7 protein-coding genes are annotated in these 20,357 nt (G+C 72.3%); 3 read left to right on the forward strand and 4 right to left on the reverse strand.

Going from position 1 to position 20,357, the window contains the following annotated elements; translation table 11 throughout:
* The first annotated feature begins 203 nt into the window (after positions 1-203).
* Positions 204-2,396, forward strand: coding sequence for a discoidin domain-containing protein (locus tag WQO_RS01445; RefSeq protein ID WP_058953833.1), 2,193 nt, complete (start codon positions 204-206; stop codon positions 2,394-2,396).
* A 189-nt stretch (positions 2,397-2,585) separates the two neighbouring features.
* Here the strand turns inward: WQO_RS01445 and eno are convergent, their stop codons facing one another.
* Complete coding sequence (gene eno, locus WQO_RS01450; protein WP_010064404.1) at positions 2,586-3,887, reverse strand: phosphopyruvate hydratase; 1,302 nt, start codon at positions 3,885-3,887, stop codon at positions 2,586-2,588.
* A 199-nt stretch (positions 3,888-4,086) separates the two neighbouring features.
* Here eno and WQO_RS01455 point away from each other — a divergent pair, with 199 nt between their 5' ends.
* Positions 4,087-4,509, forward strand: a complete 423-nt coding sequence (locus WQO_RS01455) for a MarR family winged helix-turn-helix transcriptional regulator (RefSeq protein WP_010064405.1) — start codon at positions 4,087-4,089, stop codon at positions 4,507-4,509.
* 127 nt (positions 4,510-4,636) lie between these two features.
* Entirely contained in the window at positions 4,637-5,728 is a 1,092-nt protein-coding gene (locus tag WQO_RS01460; RefSeq protein WP_029182727.1) for an alpha/beta hydrolase-fold protein, read from the forward strand.
* 74 nt (positions 5,729-5,802) lie between these two features.
* Here WQO_RS01460 and WQO_RS01465 read toward each other — a convergent pair whose 3' ends face one another.
* The 3 genes from WQO_RS01465 to WQO_RS01475 are packed head-to-tail and all read right to left on the reverse strand — an operon-like array spanning position 5,803 to position 20,317.
* Entirely contained in the window at positions 5,803-7,503 is a 1,701-nt protein-coding gene (locus WQO_RS01465; protein ID WP_010064407.1) for an ABC transporter ATP-binding protein, read from the reverse strand.
* A gap of 5 nt (positions 7,504-7,508) precedes the next feature.
* The gene (locus tag WQO_RS01470; RefSeq protein WP_058953834.1) at positions 7,509-18,470 is read right to left on the reverse strand and encodes a non-ribosomal peptide synthetase; all 10,962 of its coding nucleotides are present in this window, start codon (positions 18,468-18,470) and stop codon (positions 7,509-7,511) included.
* Positions 18,471-18,529: 59 nt separating this feature from the next.
* Positions 18,530-20,317, reverse strand: a complete 1,788-nt coding sequence (locus WQO_RS01475; RefSeq protein WP_010064411.1) for an ABC transporter ATP-binding protein — start codon at positions 20,315-20,317, stop codon at positions 18,530-18,532.
* Between the last annotated feature and the right edge of the window lie 40 nt (positions 20,318-20,357).

Below are 20,357 nucleotides of genomic sequence, written 5' to 3' on the forward strand. Positions count from 1 at the left end.
GTCCAGTCAGCTACCGCCGAGCTTTCAGGAGATGAAACATCGACTCCGCCGGAGGAGCCGAGGCGCCAATCCTGTGCACAACTCTTGACGCGACGGAAACACGGGAGAATCATTCGGCTACCGAGAGAGCGCTCTCTCCCCTCTGTGGAGGCGCGCCCGCAGCTGAACCACCCCCGCCCACCTGACCGTTCAGGAGATCAGACATGTCCGTTGCCCTCGTCAGACCCTCGCGGCCTCCCCTGGCCGCACCCCGCCGACGGCGCACGCCGGCCCTCGCGGTCATCACCGCCCTGGTCGCGACCCTGCTCGCGGCCGTGCAGGCGGCTCCGGCACAGGCCGCACCCGTCCTGCTCTCCCAGGGCAGCACGGTGACCGCCTCCAGCCAGGAGAACGGCGGCACCGCGGCGGGCAACGCCGTCGACGGGGACGGCGGGACCCGCTGGTCCAGCGCGTTCGCCGACCCCCAGTGGATCCGGATCGACCTCGGCTCCCCGGCCGCCCTCAGCCGGGTCGAACTCGCTTGGGAGGCCGCGCACGCCAAGAGCTACCGCATCGAGCTCTCGACCAACGGCAACGACTGGACGACCGCCTACAGCACCACCACATCGGCGGGCGGCAACGAGACCCTCACCGTCTCCGGCGACGCCCGGTACGTCCGTCTGACCGGCACCGAGCGGGCCACCGGCTACGGCTACTCGCTCTGGGAGTTCAAGGTCTTCGGTACGCGTGAGGGGGGCGGCGGACCGGAGATTCCGGGCGGCGGCGACCTCGGCCCGAACGTCCATGTCTTCGACCCGTCCACGCCGAACATCCAGGGCAAGGTCGACGAGATCTTCCAACAGCAGGAGGAGGCCCAGTTCGGCAGCGGCCGGCACGCGCTCCTCTTCAAGCCGGGGACGTACAACAACATCAACGCGCAGATCGGCTTCTACACGCAGATCGCGGGTCTCGGCCTCAACCCGAACGACACCACGTTCAACGGGGATGTGACCGTGGACGCGGGCTGGTTCAACGGGAACGCGACGCAGAACTTCTGGCGCTCGGCGGAGAACCTGACCCTGAACCCGGTCAACGGGACCAACCGCTGGGCGGTCTCCCAGGCGGCGCCCTTCCGCCGGATGCACGTCAAGGGCGGGCTGAACCTCGCGCCCGACGGTTACGGCTGGGCCAGCGGCGGCTACATCGCCGACTCCAAGATCGACGGCACGGTCGGCCCGTACTCCCAGCAGCAGTGGTACACCCGCGACAGCTCCGTCGGCGGCTGGACCAACGCCGTGTGGAACATGACGTTCTCCGGTGTCCAGGGCGCCCCCGCGGCGAGCTACCCGAATCCGCCGTACACCACGCTGGACACCACCCCGATCTCCCGCGAGAAGCCGTTCCTCTACCTCGACGGGAACGAGTACAAGGTCTTCGTCCCCGCCAAGCGCGTCAACGCGCGGGGGGTCTCGTGGGACGGCGGAACCCAGCCGGGCGAGTCCATCCCGCTGAACCGCTTCTACGTCGTCAAGCAGGGCGCCACGGCCGCGACGATCAACGCCGCGCTGGCGCAGGGCCTCAACCTGCTGTTCACGCCCGGGGTTTACCACATCGACCAGACGATCAACGTGAACCGGGCGAACACCGTCGTCCTCGGCCTCGGCCTGGCCACGATCATCCCGGACAACGGGGTGACCGCGATGAAGGTCGCCGATGTCGACGGGGTGAAGCTGGCGGGCTTCCTCATCGACGCGGGCCCGGTCAACTCGCCGACGCTGCTGGAGGTCGGGCCGCAGGGCGCGTCCGCCGACCACGCGGCCAACCCGACGTCGCTCCAGGACGTGTTCGTGCGGATCGGCGGCGCGGGCCCCGGCAAGGCGACCACGAGCATCGTGGTGAACAGCGACGACGTGATCATCGACCACACCTGGGTGTGGCGGGCCGACCACGGCGAGGGCTGGGGCTGGGAGACCAACCGGGCCGACTACGGGGTCCGCGTGAACGGTGACGACGTCCTGGCGACCGGGCTGTTCGTGGAGCACTTCAACAAGTACGACGTCGAGTGGTACGGCGAGCGCGGCCGCACGATCTTCTTCCAGAACGAGAAGGCGTACGACGCACCCAACCAGGCCGCCATCCAGAACGGGAACACAAAGGGCTACGCGGCCTACCGGGTCGACGACTCGGTCGAGCAGCACGAGGGCTGGGGCATGGGCAGCTACTGCTACTACAACGTCGACCCGACCATCGTGCAGGAGCACGGCTTCAAGGCACCGGTGAAGCCCGGCGTGAAGTTCCACAACCTGCTGGTCGTCTCGCTGGGCGGCAACGGTCAGTACCAGCACGTCATCAACAACATCGGCTCGCCGACGTCGGGAACGTCGACGATTCCTTCGACCGTCACCAACTTCCCCTAGAACCAGGCTTATTCGGCCGGGACCCGGTGACCCGGGAGCGGTGAGCAGGTCCGGTGTCCGGCGGCCCGGACCGGCCTGCCGCGAACGGAGGGCGGCCTCCGGTGGACGTAACCGTCCGCCGGGGGCCGCCCGTTCCGCGTTGCGGGGCCGGGCGCACCCGGAGATGCGCCCGCCCGGCTCGAGGTCCCGTCAGGAACGGGACAGCAGCGCCCCGCCGGCGTACTGCGCCGAATCGCCCAGCTCCTCCTCGATCCGGATCAGCTGGTTGTACTTGGCCGTGCGGTCGGAGCGGGACAGCGAGCCGGTCTTGATCTGCCCGCAGCCTGTCGCCACCGCCAGGTCCGCGATGGTGGTGTCCTCCGTCTCACCGGAGCGATGGGACATCACAGCGCTCCAGCCCGCACGCCGGGCAGTGGCGACCGTGGCGAGAGCTTCGGTCAGGGTGCCGATCTGGTTGACCTTGACCAGGACCGAGTTGCCGACGCCGGTACGGATACCCTCGCGCACCTGCGCCTCGTCGGTGCAGAAGACGTCGTCGCCGGTGAGCTGGCAGCGGTGGCCGACGCGGGCGGTCAGCTCGCGCCAGCCGTCCAGGTCGTCCTCGGCCATCGGGTCCTCGATGGAGACGATCGGGTACGCGTCGATCAGCCTGGCCAGGTAGTCCGCCTGTTCCGAGGGCGTACGGCGGACCCCCTCGCCCGCGTACACGTAGGCACCGTCGCGGAAGAACTCCGACGACGCCGGGTCCATGATGAGGCCGATGTCCTCGCCGGGACGGTATCCGGTCCGTTCGACGGCGCTCAGGACGAAGTCGAGGGCTTCCTCGGCGGTGCGCAGCGCGGGGGCGAACCCGCCTTCGTCACCGACGCCGGTGGCGTGACCGGCCGCGAGCAGGTCCCGGCGCAGCGTGTGGAAGATCTCGGATCCCATGCGGACGGCTTCCGCGAAGGTCCTCGCCCCCACCGGCGCGATCATGAACTCCTGGAAGTCCAGCGGATTGTCGGCGTGCGCCCCGCCGTTGATGATGTTCATCATCGGCAGCGGGAGCAGGCAGGCGTCGGCGCCGCCGAGATAGTGGTAGAGCGGCTGGCGGTGGGCCGCCGCCGCGGCCTTCGCGGCGGCGAGCGAGACCCCGAGGACGGCGTTCGCCCCGAGCCGGGACTTGCCGGGCGTGCCGTCGAGCGCGACGAGCGCCGCGTCCAGGCCCGCCTGGTCGTCCGCGTCGCGGCCCGCGACCGCGGCCGCGATCTCGCCGTTGACGTGGCCGACCGCACGGTCGACTCCCTTGCCGTGCCACTGCCCGGCGTCCCCGTCACGCAGTTCCACGGCCTCCCGCGCACCGGTGGAGGCGCCGGACGGGACGGCCGCGCGCCCCAGGGACCCGTCGGCGAGGCGGACGTCGACCTCGACGGTGGGGTTGCCCCGGCTGTCGATGATCCGGCGGGCGGTGACGGACCGGATGGCGGTGGGCTCTGCTGTCGTGCGGGACATGCGAGGTCCTTCCGTAGGTGCCTGTCGCGGCACTGGTGCGACAGCGCCGGCGCGAGCCGCGACAGCAAAACTCTACAGCAATGCTGTTCAGATTGACTGTTTAGCTTGGCTGTGCAGTTGTGCTGTCGAGTTTCACCGGGGGCCTCCCTGGGCCGGCCACCTGGGCGGACGCGCCCACAACCGCGGGTTAAAGTGCCCTATGCCCACCCCGGAACCCGCCACCGTCGCCGCCGATCTGCGCACCGCCATGGGCAAACTCGCTCGGCGGGTGAAGCATGAGGACCGGATTCCGCACGGCCAGGTCGCCGTGCTGGGCGTGCTCGACCGGGACGGGGCCATGACCACCAGCGACCTCGCCGCGGACCAGCGCGTACGGCCCCAGTCGATGGCCCGCGCGGTCGGCCTCCTGATGGAACAGGGCCTCGTCGTCCGCCGGGCGCACCCGACGGACGGCCGCAAGTCGCTCGTCGATCTCTCCGAGGTCGGCCGGGCAGCGCTGAAGGCTGAGCGCGACCGGCGGGCCGACTGGCTGGCGCGGGCCATCGACCTCGAACTCACCGCCGAGGAGCAGCGGCAGCTCGCGCACAGCGTGGTCCTGATGGAGCGGCTCGCCGCGTACTGAGCCCGGCCGCTTTTCCGTGTCACATCCCCAACAGCCGTTCAGGGCCGTTGGGTTAGGCTCGCCTTACAAGAGGTGGAGCCCATCTCGGCCTGCCTCTCCGCTCTTCCCTTCTCACAAGGAGACGTTCATGCCTCCGGTGGACGCCGAGAGCCCCTTCGCCGCCTTCGGTCTGCCGGGCCGCCCCGGCACCGACGCGTTCTGGGCGGCGGCGCGCACGACCGCGCCGGTCCCCGCCGACGGCGGTTGGCGGACCCTCTTCCTGTGGCGCGGCTCCGCGGCCGTACTCGACTTCGAGAGCTGGTCGCCGCCGGTGCCGTTGCGGCGCTGGGAGGACACCGACTGCTGGTACGCGGAGGTGTCCATGCCCGCGCGCATGCGGGTGACCTACCGCGTCCTCGTGGCGGGCGAGGCTCATGCCGATCCGTTCAACGCGGTCGGCGCGGGGGCCGACCGTTCCGTCGCCGCGACGCCGGACGCCCCGCCCCAGCCCCACTGGCCCGCCCTCGGCCCGGACGATGTGCCGCCCCTCCCCCGGACCCGGATCCGCTGGAGCAGCGACCGGCTCGGCGGGCGGCGTACCGTGCGGGTCCATCCGGTGGGCGGCGGCGGTCCGGTGGTGCTGCTGCTCGACGGGGACGACTGGCTGTATCTGCATCCGGCCGCGGCCGCCTTCGACGCGGCTTTCGAGGCGGGCGACCTTCCTCCGGTCACCCTGGTGTTCCTGCCGGCCAAGGACCGGGAGGCGGAGTTCGGCTGCCGCCCGGAGCTGTGGGAGGCGGTCCGGGACGAGCTGCTGCCGCTGGTGGGCGACTGCGGTGTGCCGGCCGGCCTGGACCGGCTGGTGGTGGCCGGGCAGAGCCTGGGCGGGCTGAGCGCGCTGTACGCGGCGCTGGAGTTCCCGGAGCTGGTCGCGCGGGTCGCCTGTCAGTCGGGGTCCTTCTGGTGGGCGCCCGGGGCCGTGGACCTGCCGGATCCGCTGGGCGGGGCGGTCGGCGGTGCCGTCGCCGAGCGGCTGCGGCGGGGGGCCGACCTGTCGCGGCTGCGGTGCGCGTTCGACGTCGGGGAGCACGAGACGCGAATGCTGCCCCACTGCGAGCTGACCGAGTCGCTCACCGAGCGGTCCGGTGCCACCGTGCGGGTCTCACGGTCCGCCTCGGACCATGACCGGGCGGGCTGGCGGCACGCCCTGCTCAGGGATGTCGCCTGGGCCCTGGGCTGAACCACGGGCAGAGGCGGGCGGTGGCCGAGCCGCCGGGTAGGGGCGGTGCCTGAGGCCTCGCCCCTACCGGTGCCTCACCGCGCCACCGCCAGGCAGTACGCCTCGTCCCCCGCGAGGAGGTTGCGGTGGGTGTCCTCGGCGGTGATGACGCCCCCGTCCAGGACGAGCACCCGGTCCGCCGCGTCCAGGAGCGCCGGGCTGCTGGTCAGCACGAGCGTGGTACGGCCCCGGCGCAGCTTCGCGACGTTGCGCGCGATGAGCTGTTCGGTGACCGCGTCCACGGCCGTGGTGGGGTCGTGCAGGACGAGCACGTCGGTGTCGGCGGCCAACGCGCGTGCCAGGGAAAGCCGTTGGCGCTGACCGCCCGAGAGGTTCGCCCCCCGGTCACGTACCACGTGGTCGAGCCCCTCGCGGTGGAGGGCGACGACGTCGGTGAGCATGGACGCCTCCACGGCCTCCGCGATCTCCCGCCCGCTGCCCGACGGGTCGATGTTCGTCCGGAGGGTGCCGGCGAAGATCTCCCCGTCGTAGGGGTTCACCAGCAGGTGTGCGCGGACCGCCTCGATCGACAGGTCACCGATCTCCCGGCCGCCGACCCGGACCACTCCCCCGTACGTCCGGGGAGCGGCGTTCACCGCGAGAACGGCGGCGAGGTCGGCCGCCGCGCGCGGCTGGTAGGCGGCGACGGCCACGAACTCGCCTGCGGCGACGGCGAACTTGACCCCCTGGAGCGTCCCGTGGTGGACACCGTCGACCTCCAGGGCTCCGCCGGCGTCCGGGCGCTCGGGGCCCGGTGTCATTACCGGGGGCGCGTTGAGGACGAGGGCCATGCGCTCGGCCGAGGCGCGGGCCATCATCACGTACTTGGGCATCTCGGAGAACATCTTGAGCGGCTCCATGATGAACTGCGCGAGCCCCACGGCCATGACGAGTTCACCGATGGTGATCCGGCCCTCGAACGCCAGCCAGCCGGCGGTCAGGGAGACGGCCGTGGCGAGGGCCGCGTTGAGAGCCAGCGCGGTGCCCGCGTAGGTGCCGTTCACCCGGGCGACGGTGATCGCCTGGCGCTTCGCGTCCGTGCTGACCTCGCGGTAGGCCCCGAACGCCGCGTGGTTGCCGCCGAAGCCGTGCAGTGGGCGCAGCCCGATGATGAGGTCGGCGACCTTGGCGCCCGCCCGGGCCACCCGGGCCTGCTGCTCCTGCGTACTGGCCCCGATCCGCTTGGACATCACGGCGAGGACCGACAGGATCGCGACGGTGCCCACCATCACCAGCAGGCCGAGCCGGAGGTCGGCGAGGCTCAGGGCGAGAGCCGCGACCACGATGGCGACCAGTGAGCTGATCAGCAGCGGCACCACCTCGATGATGTCGGCGGTCTGGTCGGCGTCCTCGGTGGCGACGGTCAGGATCTCGCCGGACTTGAGGCCCACGTCCCTGGCCACCGGCTGGAGCCCGCAGGCGGCCACCTGGACCCGCCAGCGGTGTGCCTCGGTCGTGTTGGCCTTCTGCAGCACGCGCATGCCGAACCGCCACGACAGGGACACCGTCGTGATGATCACGGCGAGCGAGCCGATCGAGACGCCGAGGGAGCCGAGGCTGCGGTCCTGCATCGTGTGCTCGACGATGAGTCCGAGCGCGATGGGGAACGCGGTCTCCGCCGCCTGGTACAGGCCCATCAGGACGGTGCCCGCGATCATGGCGCCGATGTTGCGGCGGAGCGCGGTCCGCAGGATGGCGGCCCCGGGGCGGGGCCGCTCGGTGTCAGGAGTCTTCATCAGGGTCAGGAGTTCTCGTCGAGGTGGCGGGCGATCGCTTCGGGGGTTCGCAGGGTGAACAGGTCGCGGATGGTGATGACAGGACCGTACTCGCGGCGGAGCAGTCCGACGAGCCGCACCGCCAGCATGGAGTGCCCGCCGAGGGACACGAAGTCGCTGACCGCGCTGACCTCGTCGTCGTCGAGGTCGAGCGCCTCGGCGTAGAACTCGCAGACGACGCTCTCGGTCTCGGTCTCGGGGCCGCGCTCCCCCGCCGTGGTGAGGGCGCCGAGCGGCCTGGCCTCGGGGAGCGCCTTGGTGTCGGCCTTGCCGTTCACGGTGAGCGGGATGCTGTCGACCTGGGCGTAGTGCGTCGGGCGCAGGAAGTCCGGCAGCCCGGCGCCCACCTCGCCCGCGACCTGCGCGAGATCGGCGGGGCCCGTGAGGACGAGATAGGCGGCCAGTCGGTACGCCCCGTCGACTCCCGGGTCGGGCTGGGCGACGGCGGCGACGAAGCGCACCGCCGGGTGGGCGGCGAACACGGCCTCGACCTCCCCGAGTTCGACCCGGTGGCCACGGATCTTGACCTGCTGGTCGGTGCGGCCCAGGTAGGCGATGTTCCCGTCGGGCCGGCGGATCACCAGGTCCCCGGTGCGGTACATCCGCTCCCCGGGCGCGCCGAAGGGGCAGGCGACGAAGCGGTGCGCGGTCTGGGCGCTGCGGCCCAGGTAGCCGCGGGCGATGCCGATGCCGGACACGTACAGCTCGCCGGGGACGCCGTCGGGCAGCGGTCGCAGCCAGGGGTCCAGGACGTACACCTCGGTGTTGTCGATGGCCACGCCGACGACCGGGTCCTGGCACTCGAAGGTGCCGACGCCGAGGGTGTTGATGGTGTACTCGGTGGGCCCGTAGAGGTTGTAGCCGACGGTGCCCTCGGTCTCGGCGAGACGCTGCCACAGGGTCGGGGTGACGGCCTCGCCGCCCAGCAGGACGAGCGCGGGACGCCGTTCGGGGTCCTCCAGCAGCCCTTCGGCCACCAACTGCTGGGCGTAGGTGGGTGTCACGTTGATGACGTCGATGCCGTGCCGCAGGCAGTACGCGACGAGCCGGGGTGCGTCGCGGCGCAACTCCTCGTCGCAGATGTGGACTTCATGACCGTCGGCGAGCCACAGCAGCTCCTCCCACGACATGTCGAAGGCGAACGACACGGTGTGCGCGATACGGAAGGTCCGGTGGCCGTGCTCGGCGAGAACGGGTTCGAAGATCCGGCGCTGATGGTTGATCAGCATGTTGGTGAGACCGGCGTGTTCGGTCACCACGCCCTTGGGCTTCCCGGTCGATCCGGAGGTGTAGATGGTGTACGCGGGGTGGCGCAGCCGGTCCGGGTCACCCGGCGCGAACGTCGTGTACGGCGCGGCCTCCGGCAACGGGCGGTCCAGCTCGATGAGTTCGCCGGTCAGCCGGGGCGACACCGCGCTCACGGTGAGGATCACCTCGGGCCGGGCGTCCTCGACGATCGCGGCGATCCGCTCGTCGGGGTGGTCCAGCTCCAGCGGTACGTACGCGGCCCCGACACGCAACACCGCGAACAGCGCGGCGATCCAGTCGAGGGAGCGCGGGATCGCCAGGCCCACCGTCGTCTCGGGCCCGATGCCGCGTGCGGCGAGAACGCCCGCCACGGCCCGGCTGCGCTCCTGGAGTTCGCCGAAGGTCAGGGTCGCGCCGTCGGCGACGAGGGCGGTCCGGTCCGGATCACGGTCGGCCGCGAGGTCGAACCGGTCGACGACGGTGTCGGTGCCGACCTCGGTGCGCGCGGCGGCGGTGGGGTCCGGGCCGAGGCCGGGCAGCGCGCCCATCGGGCCGGTGGCCTGGGCCAGGTCCTCCAGGACGCGCAGGTAGTCGTCGAGGAGGCTGCGGGCGCTGTCGGTGTCGCCGTGGCGGTGCTCCAGCTTGACCGTGAGCCGGTCGCCGGGTGTGACGACCCAGGTGTAGGGGTAGTGCGTGGAGTCGTCTGCCTGGACCTCGGTGATGCCGTGGCGGGCGTTCATCTCGGCGAACGCGTCCAGGTCCAGGAAGTTCTGGAGCACGAACAGGTTGTCGAACAGGGTGTCGTGTCCGGCGGCCCGCTGGATCTCGCCGAGGCCGAGGTGTTCGTGGTCCATCGCCGCCACGCGCGCCGCCTGTACGGAGGAAAGGTAGGCGTCGACCGAGTCGTCGGGCCTGGCCCGCGTCCACAGGGGGACGGTGTTGAGCAGGACACCGACGATGTCGCCGTGCCCTTCGCCCTCACGCCCCGAGACGGTGACGCCGAAGACCGCGTCGCTCCGGCCGGTACGGGCTCCGAGAAGGAGACCGAAGGCTCCGGTCAGCACGGAGTTCAGCGTGACACCCCGGGTCCGGGCCGCCTCGCGCAGCTGCTCCGACAGCTCGGCGGAGAGGGAGCGCACGAGCGGCCGCGGCAGCGCGTCGGCCAGGGCCGGGGCCGGTCCGGCGAGGAGCGTCGGCCCGGCCAGACCTGCCAGGTGCTCCGCCCAGAAGCGTTCCGCCACGGCCGGGTCCTTGGCGGCGAGCTGCCGGGCGTACTCCTCGAAGCCGGGCACGGCGGGCGTCGCGTCCCACGGTTCGCCGGCGACGACGGCCTCGTACGCGTCGAACAGGTCGCGCAGCAGGATCTCGCGGGACCAGCCGTCCCAGAGCAGCAGGTGGTAGCTGAGCAGCAGCCCGTCGCGGCCGTCGGGCAGCCGGGCCACGGTCATCCGGACGAGCGGCGGCTGCCCCGGGTCGAAGCCCTGCTCGCGGTCGCGGGTGCGCACCGCATCGACCTCGGCGTCGTCGGCCAGGTCGAGGGTGCGGACGGGGACCCGGCGGCCCGCCGCGAGGAGCTGGACCGGGTTTCCGTCCTCGTCGGTGGTGAAGCCCGCGCCGACGACGGGGTGGCGGCCGATGACGTACGCCATCGCCTCGGCCAGCGCGTCGGGGTCCAGGCGACGGTCGAAGGCGAACCAGCTCTGCGCGACGTAGTGCCCGGCCGTGCCCGCCGCTTCCGTGCCGGTGCCGATGCCCGTGCCCGGACCCGTGCCCGCCAGCTGAGCCTGGAAGTACAGGCCTCGCTGGAGCGGGGTGACGGGTGCGGTGCGCTCGGCCGTCACGGACGCGTCCGCGATCTGCTCCAGGGCGGTCAGCCAGTGGCCGGTGATCGCGTCGGGAACGGAGTCGGCGAGGGTGAAGGCCGCGTGGAGGGAGCCGGTGCTCTCGTCGGTCCAGGCGTTGACCTCGACGGCGTACGGGCTGTCACCCTGGTCGGCGCCGGTGATCCGCAGGGCTTCCGATTCGCTGCCCCGGCCGAGGTAGTTGAAGAGGACCTGCGGCCGGGCGGTCAGCAGCGGGGCCGTCTGCGGGTTGAGGTAGCGGAGCCTGCCGTACGCGATGTGCCCGTCCTCGTCCGGCTGGCGTTCGGCGGTCTCGCGGGCCGCGGCGACGGGGTCGGTGTGGGCGGTCAGGCGTACGGGGGCGATGGAGGTGAACCAGCCGACGGTGCGGGAGTAGTCGTGGTCGTCCCGCGCCGGAACGCGGCCGTGCCGCTCCAGGTCGACGGCGAGATCGGTGGGCTCGGTCTGGATCCGGGTCAGCGCGGTGCGCAGGGCTCCGCAGAGCAGCTCGGTGAGTCCGAGGCCGAGTGCGCCGGGCGCGTTGCGGGTCACCCGGTCGCTCGCGCCGGGCGGCAGGACGACGGTGGTCTCCCGGAGATCGCGGACCGTGGGCGTCAGCGCCGGGGCATCCAGAGTGGTGAGCCAGTGGCCGAGGCCGTCGGCCGTCTCGGCGGACCGCAGGGCCAGCGCCTCCGCGTACGCGGCGTAGGAGGTGGTCGGCGGCGGCAGGGCGGCCCCGCTGCTCAGGGCGGTGGTCAGGTCGTCGAGGAGGAGGAGCCAGGACACCGCGTCCACGGCGATGTGGTGGACGGTGACGACCAGGGTGCCGCTCGCGGCGAGCCAGGAGAACGCGATGACGTCCCCGGTGGTGGGGTCGAGCCGCCCGGCCGCCTCGTTCGCGGCGGCGGTCGCGTCGGTGGTGTGCCCGGTGACGACGGAGGTCCCGCGGGCGGGTTCGGTGCGCAGGGACCAGACGCCGTGCTCGATGTGCAAGCGCAGCCGCAGGGCCGGGTGTGCGGCCACGACGGCTTCGGCCGCGCGCCGGATGTCCGCGAGGCCGGTGCCTTCGGGGACGGTGAGGGCCCTGGCCTGTGCGAACCGGGCGAGTGAGCCGCCCAGTTCGCGTTGGCGCAGGATGATCGGGGTGAGGGGCAGGGGGCCGTCCTCACGGCGGGAGGGTGCCGACGGCTCGGGGGCCGGGGCGCGCGTCGCGAGGTGGCCGGCGAGGGCGCGCGGCGTCTTGAACAGGAACACGTCCCGGGGTGCGATCGGCAGGCCGAGTGCCCGGGCACGGTTGATCACCGTGATGGCGACGATGCTGTCACCCCCGGCGCCGAAGAAGTCGGTGTCGGCGTCGACGGCGGCGCCGGGCAGGGTCTCGGCGAAGATGCCGGTCAGGGCGGTGAGGGCGGAGTCACCGAGGGGCGGCGTGGTCTCGTCCCGGGCGGCGTCCTGCCGTGCGGCCCGGTCGGTCAGCGCCTTGCGGTCCAGCTTTCCGTTGACCGTCAGCGGCAGCGCGTCGATCGGCAGGACCCGGCCCGGCACCATGTGTGCGGGGAGCTTGGCGGCGAGCAGGGCGCTCACGTCAGCGGGCGGCTCCCCGACGACATGGGCGACGAGGTGGTCGCCGCTGTCCGCCACGGTGACGGCCGCATCGACGACCCCGGTCAACTCCTGTACCGCACTTTCCACTTCGCCCAGCTCGACGCGGAAGCCCTTGAGCTGCACCTGGTCGTCCGCCCGGCCCGCGAACTTCAGCTCGCCGTCGAGCGTCCGGCGGGCGAGGTCGCCCGTGTGGTACATCCGCGAGCCGTCGGCGGCGAACGGGTTCGCCACGAAGCGCTGGGCGGTGAGCCCGGGGCGGCCCAGGTAGCCGAGGGACACCTGGTCGCCCGCGACATAGATGGCGCCCACCCGGCCCGGCGGCACCGGCCGCAGCCGGTCGTCGAGCACATGGACGGTCAGGCCCGGGATCGGACCGCCGATGGGGCTGGCGCCGTCGCCCCGGGTGAAGTCCTCGTCCGTGAGCACCCGGTGGGTGACATGGACGGTGGTCTCGGTGATGCCGTACATGTTGACCAGCTCGGGCGTACCGGTGCCGTGCCGCTCGACCCAGCCGCGCAGCCGCCCGAGGTCGAGCGCCTCGCCACCGAAGACGATGCGGCGCAGCGAGGTGACCGGTTCCTCGGCGTGCAGGTCGGCCTCGATGAACTGGTGGAAGGCGGACGGGGTCTGGTTGAGGACGGTCACGCCGCGTTCGCGGACCAGCCGGTGGAAGTCGACCGGCGAGCGGGTCAGCCCGTACTCCGGTACGAGCAGTTCGCCTCCGTGGGCGAGTGCGCCCCACAGCTCCCAGACGGCGAAGTCGAAGGAGAATGAGTGGAACTGGACCCAGACGTCGCCGGGTCCGAAGTCCATGTCCGGCCGGGTGTTGGCGAGGAGCGTCGTCACCGCGGAGTGCGGGACGACGACGCCCTTGGGCCTGCCGGTCGAGCCCGAGGTGTAGATGACGTACGCCGGGTCTCCCGGGCGGACGTCGGGCGCGGCGGGCCCGGCGGACTGCGGGAGGTCCTCGCCCTGGACGAGCACGCGGGCCGTCACCCCGGCCCTCTCCAGCAGGTCGGTGAAGCGGCCCTGCTGTTCCCGGTCCACGAGAACGACCTGCGGGGCGGAGTCGGCGAGGATGTACTCCAGCCGCTCGTCCGGGTAGGCCAGGTCCAGCGGTACGTACGCGCCTCCTGCGGTGACGACGGCGACCAGGGCGACGACCTGTTCCAGGGAGCGCGGGACGGCGACGGCGACCCGTTGCCCGGGGCGGACCCCGGCCGCGCGCAGGGCCGAAGCCAACGCGTCCTTTTCGGCTGCGAGTTCACCGTAGGTGAGGGAGCGGGTGGTGCCGTCCAGCGCGCACCGGGTGACGGCGGTGGCCGCCGGGTCGCGGTGCGCGGCGGCGTCGAACAGCTCGCCCAGGGTGGCCGGGACCGCCTCCTGCGCCGGGGCCCTGCCCGGCGTGGGAAGCAGGGAGTCGACCGGTGTGTCCGGGCGGCCGAGCAGTCCGGTGAGGGTCCGGGTGAACGTGTCGAGAATGATTTCGGCGCTTGCGGGGCGCAGGAGTTGACCGTCGTAGATGAGGTTGAAGCGCACCCGGCCGTTCTGTGCGCGCTCGACGACGAGGGTCAACGGGTAGTGCGGTGCTCCCTCGTTGACGATGCCGGTGATGACGAGGGTGTCGTCGGGTCCGCGCAGGGTGGCCAGGTCGGTGGCGACGTCGAAGACGACCAGGGTGTCGAAGAGGGTGCCCGTGCCGCTCTGCCGGCCGGTCCGGGCCAGGGAGACGTGCTGGTGCGGCAGGACCGCGCCCTGGTGCCGCTTCACGGCGTCCAGCAGGTCGTACGCCGTGTCGGTCGCGGACCAACGGGCGCGCACCGGAATGGTGTTGATGAAGAGGCCCACCATGTCGCGGATGCCGGGGACGTCGGCGTCACGTCCGGAGACGGTGGAGCCGAAGACGACGTCCCTGCTGCGCAGCAACCCGCCCAGGGTCGCCGCCCACGCGCTGTGCACGGCCACGCTCAGGGAGACTCCGGCGGAGCGTGCGGCGACGTCGATGTCCTCGTCGGGCTCCGCCGTGACGCCGGCGAACCGTTCGGAGGGGGTGTGGCCCTCGGCGACCAGGGACGGGCCGGGCAGTCCGGCGAGCTCCTCGCGCCAGACCCGGTCGCTCTCGTCCTGGTCGCGGGCGGCGAGCCAGTCCACGTAGTCGCGGTAGCCGCCGCGCGCGTACACCGATCCCGGTGCGTGGTATTCGGTCAGCAGGGTGCGGAGCATCGGCGGCACCGACCAGCCGTCCGCGATGATGTGGTGCACGGTCTGGACGAGGACCCAGGGGCCCGTGTCGGAGCGGATGAGCGTGTAGCGCATCAGGGGGCCGGTGGCGAGGTCGAACCCGGCCCGGCGGTCCCGCTCGGCGAGGGCGCGGATCTCCTCGTCGGTGCGGGCGGGGCCGTCCAGGGTGGTGAAGGGGGCGCGCCTGCCGTGTTCGACGACGGAGACGACCCGTCCGTCGGCGAGGGCCGTGAAGCGGGCGGCCAGGTTGGGGTGGAGGGTGAGCAGCCGGGTGGCCGCCGCCGCCAGCCGGTCGGCGTCCACGTCGCCGTCCAGTGTCATCACCTGTTGCTCGACATAGCTGCCCGTGGCGTCGTCGTCGAAGACGGAGTGGAAGTAGAGGCCTTCCTGCAACGGGGTCAGCGGCAGGATGTCGTGCAGTGCCGGGCCGTCCAGGGCGTCGACGTCGGCCTGGGTCAGCGGCACCAGGGGGAAGTCGCTGGGCGTGTGGCCGCCGTCTTCGAGCGCGGCGAGTGCGGTGAGGGCCGAGCGGAAGTGGTCGCCGAGGGTGGTGATGTCGTCCTCGGTGAACACGCCTTCGGGCCAGGAGATGGTGGTGACCAGTTCGTACGCGCCGCTCGCGTCGGGTTCCGCGATCGCGTTGAACTCCAGGGCACGCGGCAGCCGCATGTGGGGGTCGCGCCTCTCGCCCAACTGCCCTGTCGTTCCCGCGAGCTGCCAGTCGCCCGCGCTGCCCGCGTCGAAGCGGCCCAGGTAGTTGAAGAGCACCTGCGGTGCGGGGGCGCCGGTCGGTCCGTCGGCGTCTCGATAGCGCAGGGCCCCGTAGGAGAGGCCACCCGCCGGTACGCGGGCGAGGTCCTCCTTCACTGCCTTGAGGGCGGCGGCCAGGTAGGCCGGTGCGGTGAGGTCGCTCGCCGCACCGGGGTCCACGGTGACCGGGAACAGAGTGGTGAACCAACCAACGGTACGCGAGAGTTCGGGCTCGAAGCCGGCCGCGGGCGCGACGAAACGGCCTTCGCGGCCGTGCCCTTCCAGTTCGATGTGGGCGAAGGTCTGGTCCTGCCCCTGGTCCCGCCGCAGGCGGGCGAGGGCGACGGCGAGGGCGGTCAGCAGGACGTCGTTGACGCCCGCGTGGAACCTGGCGGGGATCTCCCCGAGCAGTGCGGCGGTGGTGGCGGGGCCGACGGAGACCGTCCGGGTCCGTTCGCGGGCCACGGTGTCGGCCGCGCTGAGAGCCCGCCTGCCGATCGGGGCGTCGGCGGCGGGCAGCGCGGAGGCGTAGTGCGGACGGTGCGCATCGAACGGGGTACGGCCCAGGAGCTGCGTCCACCGCCTGAACGACGTTCCGACCGCCGGCAGTTCGACGGCCTCGCCCGAGGAGAGCTGCCGCCAGGCGGTGGCGAGATCGTCCATCAGGATGCGCCAGGACACACCGTCGATGACCACGTGGTGGGCGACCAGGACGAGTTGGCGGTCTGCCCGGCGCCAGACGGCGCGCAGCATGACGCCGTGGTCCGGGTCGAGCGCGGCGGTCGCGAGGGCGACGCAGTCCTCGACGGGGGCGTCGCTCTGCTCCCAGCAGCGGGCAGTCGCACCGGCCTCGGGGATGTCGAAGCCCCAGCGCTCACCGCGCACCAGCCGGGCGCGGAGCATGTCGTGCCGGGTGAGCACGGCGGTGAGGAGGCCGTCGAGGGCCTCGGGGGTCAGTTCGGCCGGGGTGGTGAGGACGACCGACTGCACGAACCCGTCGATGGAGTCGGTGGTCTCACCGAGCCACTGCACGATGGGTGATCCGACGACGGTGCCGGTCGCGACGTCGCCGTGGTCCACGGGGGCGACGGACTCACGGCTCGCCACCGCCGCCAGTGCCCCCACGACGGTGTGGGTGAAGATCTGGCGTGCGCTGACATGGAGACCGACCTCGCGCAGGGCGCTGAGCAGGGAGATCGCCAGGATGCTGTCGCCGCCGAGCTGGAAGAAGTCCTGGTCCACGCCGACGGCGTCCAGGCGGAGCACCGCCGCGACGGCCTCGCACACCAGCCGTTCGTTCTCGGTTGCCGGCGCCTGGAGGGCGCCGGTGTCTGTCGCGGGCTCGGGCAGCGCGTTCCGGTCGACCTTGCCGTTCGCGGTGAGCGGGAACTCCGGCAGGACGACGACGTGGGTGGGCACCATGTACTCCACCATGTTCGCCGCGGCCCACGCCTTGACGTCGTCGGCGCTCAGGTCCTCGTCGCGGCCTGCCGGGATGACGTAGCCGACCAGGGAGGTGCCGCCCGCCGTGTTCTTCTTCGCGACGACGCAGGTGTGCCGTACGCCGGGGTGCTCGGCGAGAGAGGCCTCGACGTCCTCCAGTTCCAGCCGCATGCCCCGGATCTTGATCTGGTTGTCGGCGCGGCCGAGGAAGTCCAGTGATCCGTCCGGGGCGTACCGCGCCAGGTCGCCGGTGCGGTAGAGCCGGGAGCCGTCGGTGGCGAAGGGGTTGGCGACGAAGCGGGAGGCGGTGAGGCCGGGCGCGCCCACGTACCCGCGACCCAGCAGAAGGCCGCCGACGTACAGTTCGCCGCCGACGCCGACCGGGACGGGGCGCAGTTCTTCGTCGAGGACGTAGAGCTGGGTGTTGGGGTTGGCCTTGCCGATCGACGTCGACAGGCGTGTCGCGGCTCCCCGGTAGATGACGTGGGAGACGCCGATGGTCGTCTCGGCGGGGCCGTAGCCGTGGTACAGCGGGATGTCGAGGCGGGTACGGAAGCGTTCGTACAGCTCCGGGGTGAGGACCTCGCCGCCGCACCAGACGTGCCGCAGGCTGTCGAGGCGGCCGGAGTCGCCCACGAGCTCCAGGAGGACGTCCAGCATGGAGGAGACGAGGTAGGTGAAGGTGACGCGCTGTTCGGCGATGACGCCGAGGAGGTGGTGCGGGTCGCGTTCACCGCCGGGCCGCAGGACGATGAGCCGGCCGCCGGTGGTGAGGGGCAGGAAGATCTCGTTGACGGAGATGTCGAAGGAGAGCGGGGCCTTGAAGAGCGAGGCGTCGTCGTGGCCGAACCGGAGGATCTCGCGGGACTGCCAGAGCAGGCGCTCGCTGATCGCTTCATGCCGGATCATGGCGCCCTTGGGCCGCCCGGTCGAACCGGACGTGAAGATGACGTAGGCCAGTGAGTCCCCGGGGGCGGTCGTGTCGGGCGCGTCCGTCGGGTGGGCGCCGTACTTCCAGTCGTCGAGGTCGACGGCGACGGCGTCCGGCTCCCCGGTGTCGGCCTTGCCCGTGGCGTTGAGCTGGAGGACGATCCGGGCGTCCTCGGCGACGACGGACCGGCGGGCGGCGGGCCACCGGGGGTCGAGGGGGACGAACGCGCCCTTGGCCTGGAGGACGGCGAGGAGGCCGACGACCATCTCGGCGGAGCGGCCGAGGGAGATGCCGACGACCTGCTCGGGTGCGAGGCCGCGCTCGACCAGATGGTGGGCCAACTGGGCGGACAGCTGGGCTGTTTCGCGGTACGTCAGTGAGCGGCGCTCGTCGACGATCGCGACGGCGTCCGGCCGCAGGCGTGCCTGCTCGGCGAACAGCTCCATGACGGTCGGGCGGGCCCGGTCGGCCCGGGTGTCGTTCCACCGGGCCAGTTCCTCGGCGCGCGTCAGGGGGTCGGACGGGCCGATGGTGCCGAGGGGCCGGTCCGGGAAGTCGGCCAGGTCGTCCAGGGCCCGCTGCGCGTCGGACCGGTCGACGCCGGGCGGCACGGTGATGCCGAGGGTCTGTACGTCGGTCTCCCACCCCCCGGTGCTGCTCGTGCCGTTGTCGAACCGTCCGAGGAGGTCGGGGAAGGGGGTGGCGGGGGTGAGGTCCATGCCGTCGGGGCCGGTGCCGGTCGCCCAGTACGCAAGCCCGACGGCACACGCCTCGACGACGGTCCGTTCGCTGTGGTCGCCGATCCGCCGACGCAACGAGGCCAGCCGAGTGGGGGAAAGCAGTATGCGAGAAGCGCCCGGTTCCGACATCGAAGTCTCAGCATCCTTTCGAGGCGTGCGAGTTGAACGAGCGTTGGTCTGGTTCTCCGCTAACTTCCCTCGCGCCAGGCGCGCCACAGCCGGGCGTACTGGCCTCCCAGCTCGACCAGTTCGCTGTGGGTTCCCTCCTCCACCACGCGTCCCGCCGAGAGCACGGCGATCCGGTCCGCGGCCATCGCCTGGGTCAGCCGGTGGGCCACGAACAGGGTGGTCCGGCCGGAGCAGGCGGCCAGCACGGCGCGTTCCAGCTCGGCGGCGCCCTCGCTGCCCGCCTCAGCGGTCGACTCGTCGAGCACGACGACCGGCGACCTGGCGAGCACCAGTCTGGCCAGGGCCAGTTGGGCGACCTTGGTGACGTCCAGGCGTTCGCCGCCCTCGCCGACCTGGGTGTTCAGGCCGTCGGGAAGAGCGGCGGCCCATTCCCCGGCGCCGACCGTGCGCAGGGCGTCCATCAGGTCGTCGTCGCTCGCGAGGGATGCGGCGAGCCGCAGGTCGTCGGCGAGCGGTCCGGAGAACACGTGGGTCTCCTGGGTCAGGATGCTCACCAGGGCGCGGGCCCCGGCCTCGTCCATGCCCGCGAGGTCGTGGGTCCCGATGTGCACCGACCCGGCCTGCGGCCTGCCGATGCCGGCGATGAGAGCGGCCAGGGTCGACTTGCCCGCGCCCGTCGCCCCGACGAGGGCGAGCGAGCCGCCGGCCGGGATGGACAGGGAGACGTCCCGCAGCACCGGGTCCTCGGCCCCGGGGTAGGTGAACGTCAGGTCCCGGACGGTGACCGGGTAGGGCGCGACGGCGGCGGTGGCGACCGAGGCGTCGCCCACCAGGCGCGCCTCGGAGGGCTCCGAGAAGACGCCGACCAGACGGGTGAGGCTCGCGCCGGACTTCTGGGCCTCGTCGAAGGTGAACATGATGGCGCCGAGCGGGGTGAACAGGCGGTGGAACATCAGCGGGGCCGCCGACACCTCGCCGAGGGTGGCGGCGTCGGCCTCCAGCAGGGCGTATCCGACGACCAGGATCAGCACGAGTCCGATGAACTCGGCCCGGTTCTCGCGGCCGACGAACCGGCCGAAGAAGCGGAACACCTCGATGCCGAGGTTGCGCACCCGCCAGGACTCGTCCGTGACCTTCTCGCGTACGGCGTCCTCCAGGCGGTAGGCCCGGACCGTGTCGATGCCGTTGAGTCCGCTGATCAGGGCCTGGGCGCGGTGGGCCTGGGCCGCCCGCTGCTTGCGGTAGAGGGGCGCGGAGCGGGGCAGGTACCAGCGCAGTGCCAGCGCGTAGGCGGGCAGGGCGCAGGCTCCGGCCAGGCCGAGCCGCCAGTCGAGGCCGAACATGCCGATCGTCGCGATGACGACCAGGACGCCCGCGGAGAACACGGTGGGGACGGCCGTGCGGATGCCCTTGGAGATGACGGCCACGTCGTCGCCGACGCGGGAGAGCACGTCTCCCCGGCCGACTTCCTCGACGCGCGCGCTGGGCATGCCGAGCACGGCGCGTACGGCTTCCTCGCGGAGCCGGGCGAGCAGTTCGGCCCCGAGCTTCCCGATCAGGAAGGTGGAGGCCGCGGTGGCCGCCGCGCCGAACAGGGCGGCCGCCACCATCAGGATGCCGACGGTGAGGAGTATCGAGCGTGACTCGCCCCCGACGACCCCGTCGACGACCTGGCCGAGCAGCAGCACGGGGAGCACTTGGAGTGCGGCCCCGGCCAGCGTGGTGAGGACGGTGGAGGCCGACAGCCAGGGGGCCTGCCGGCAGTGCCGGGCCACCCAGCGGGCGGCTTCTCCCCCCGTCGCGGTGCGCAGGGTCGTGGGGGCGACGGGGGTGTCGGTGACAGTCACGCAGAGACCGATTCTCGCCGGGGGACGGGCCGTCGGGTGG

It is taken from the genome of Streptomyces globisporus C-1027 (assembly GCF_000261345.2).
GTDB classification, from domain to species: Bacteria; Actinomycetota; Actinomycetes; order Streptomycetales; family Streptomycetaceae; genus Streptomyces; species Streptomyces pakalii.

What these genes read in the sequence shown, in the direction of transcription:
- WQO_RS01445 (WP_058953833.1), top strand. Translation starts at nt 204, where the DNA reads ATGTCCGTTGCCCTCGTCAGACCCTCGCGGCCTCCCCTGGCCGCACCC.
- eno (WP_010064404.1), bottom strand. Translation starts at nt 3,887, where the DNA reads ATGTCCCGCACGACAGCAGAGCCCACCGCCATCCGGTCCGTCACCGCC.
- WQO_RS01455 (WP_010064405.1), top strand. Translation starts at nt 4,087, where the DNA reads ATGCCCACCCCGGAACCCGCCACCGTCGCCGCCGATCTGCGCACCGCC.
- WQO_RS01460 (WP_029182727.1), top strand. Translation starts at nt 4,637, where the DNA reads ATGCCTCCGGTGGACGCCGAGAGCCCCTTCGCCGCCTTCGGTCTGCCG.
- WQO_RS01465 (WP_010064407.1), bottom strand. Translation starts at nt 7,503, where the DNA reads ATGAAGACTCCTGACACCGAGCGGCCCCGCCCCGGGGCCGCCATCCTG.
- WQO_RS01470 (WP_058953834.1), bottom strand. Translation starts at nt 18,470, where the DNA reads ATGTCGGAACCGGGCGCTTCTCGCATACTGCTTTCCCCCACTCGGCTG.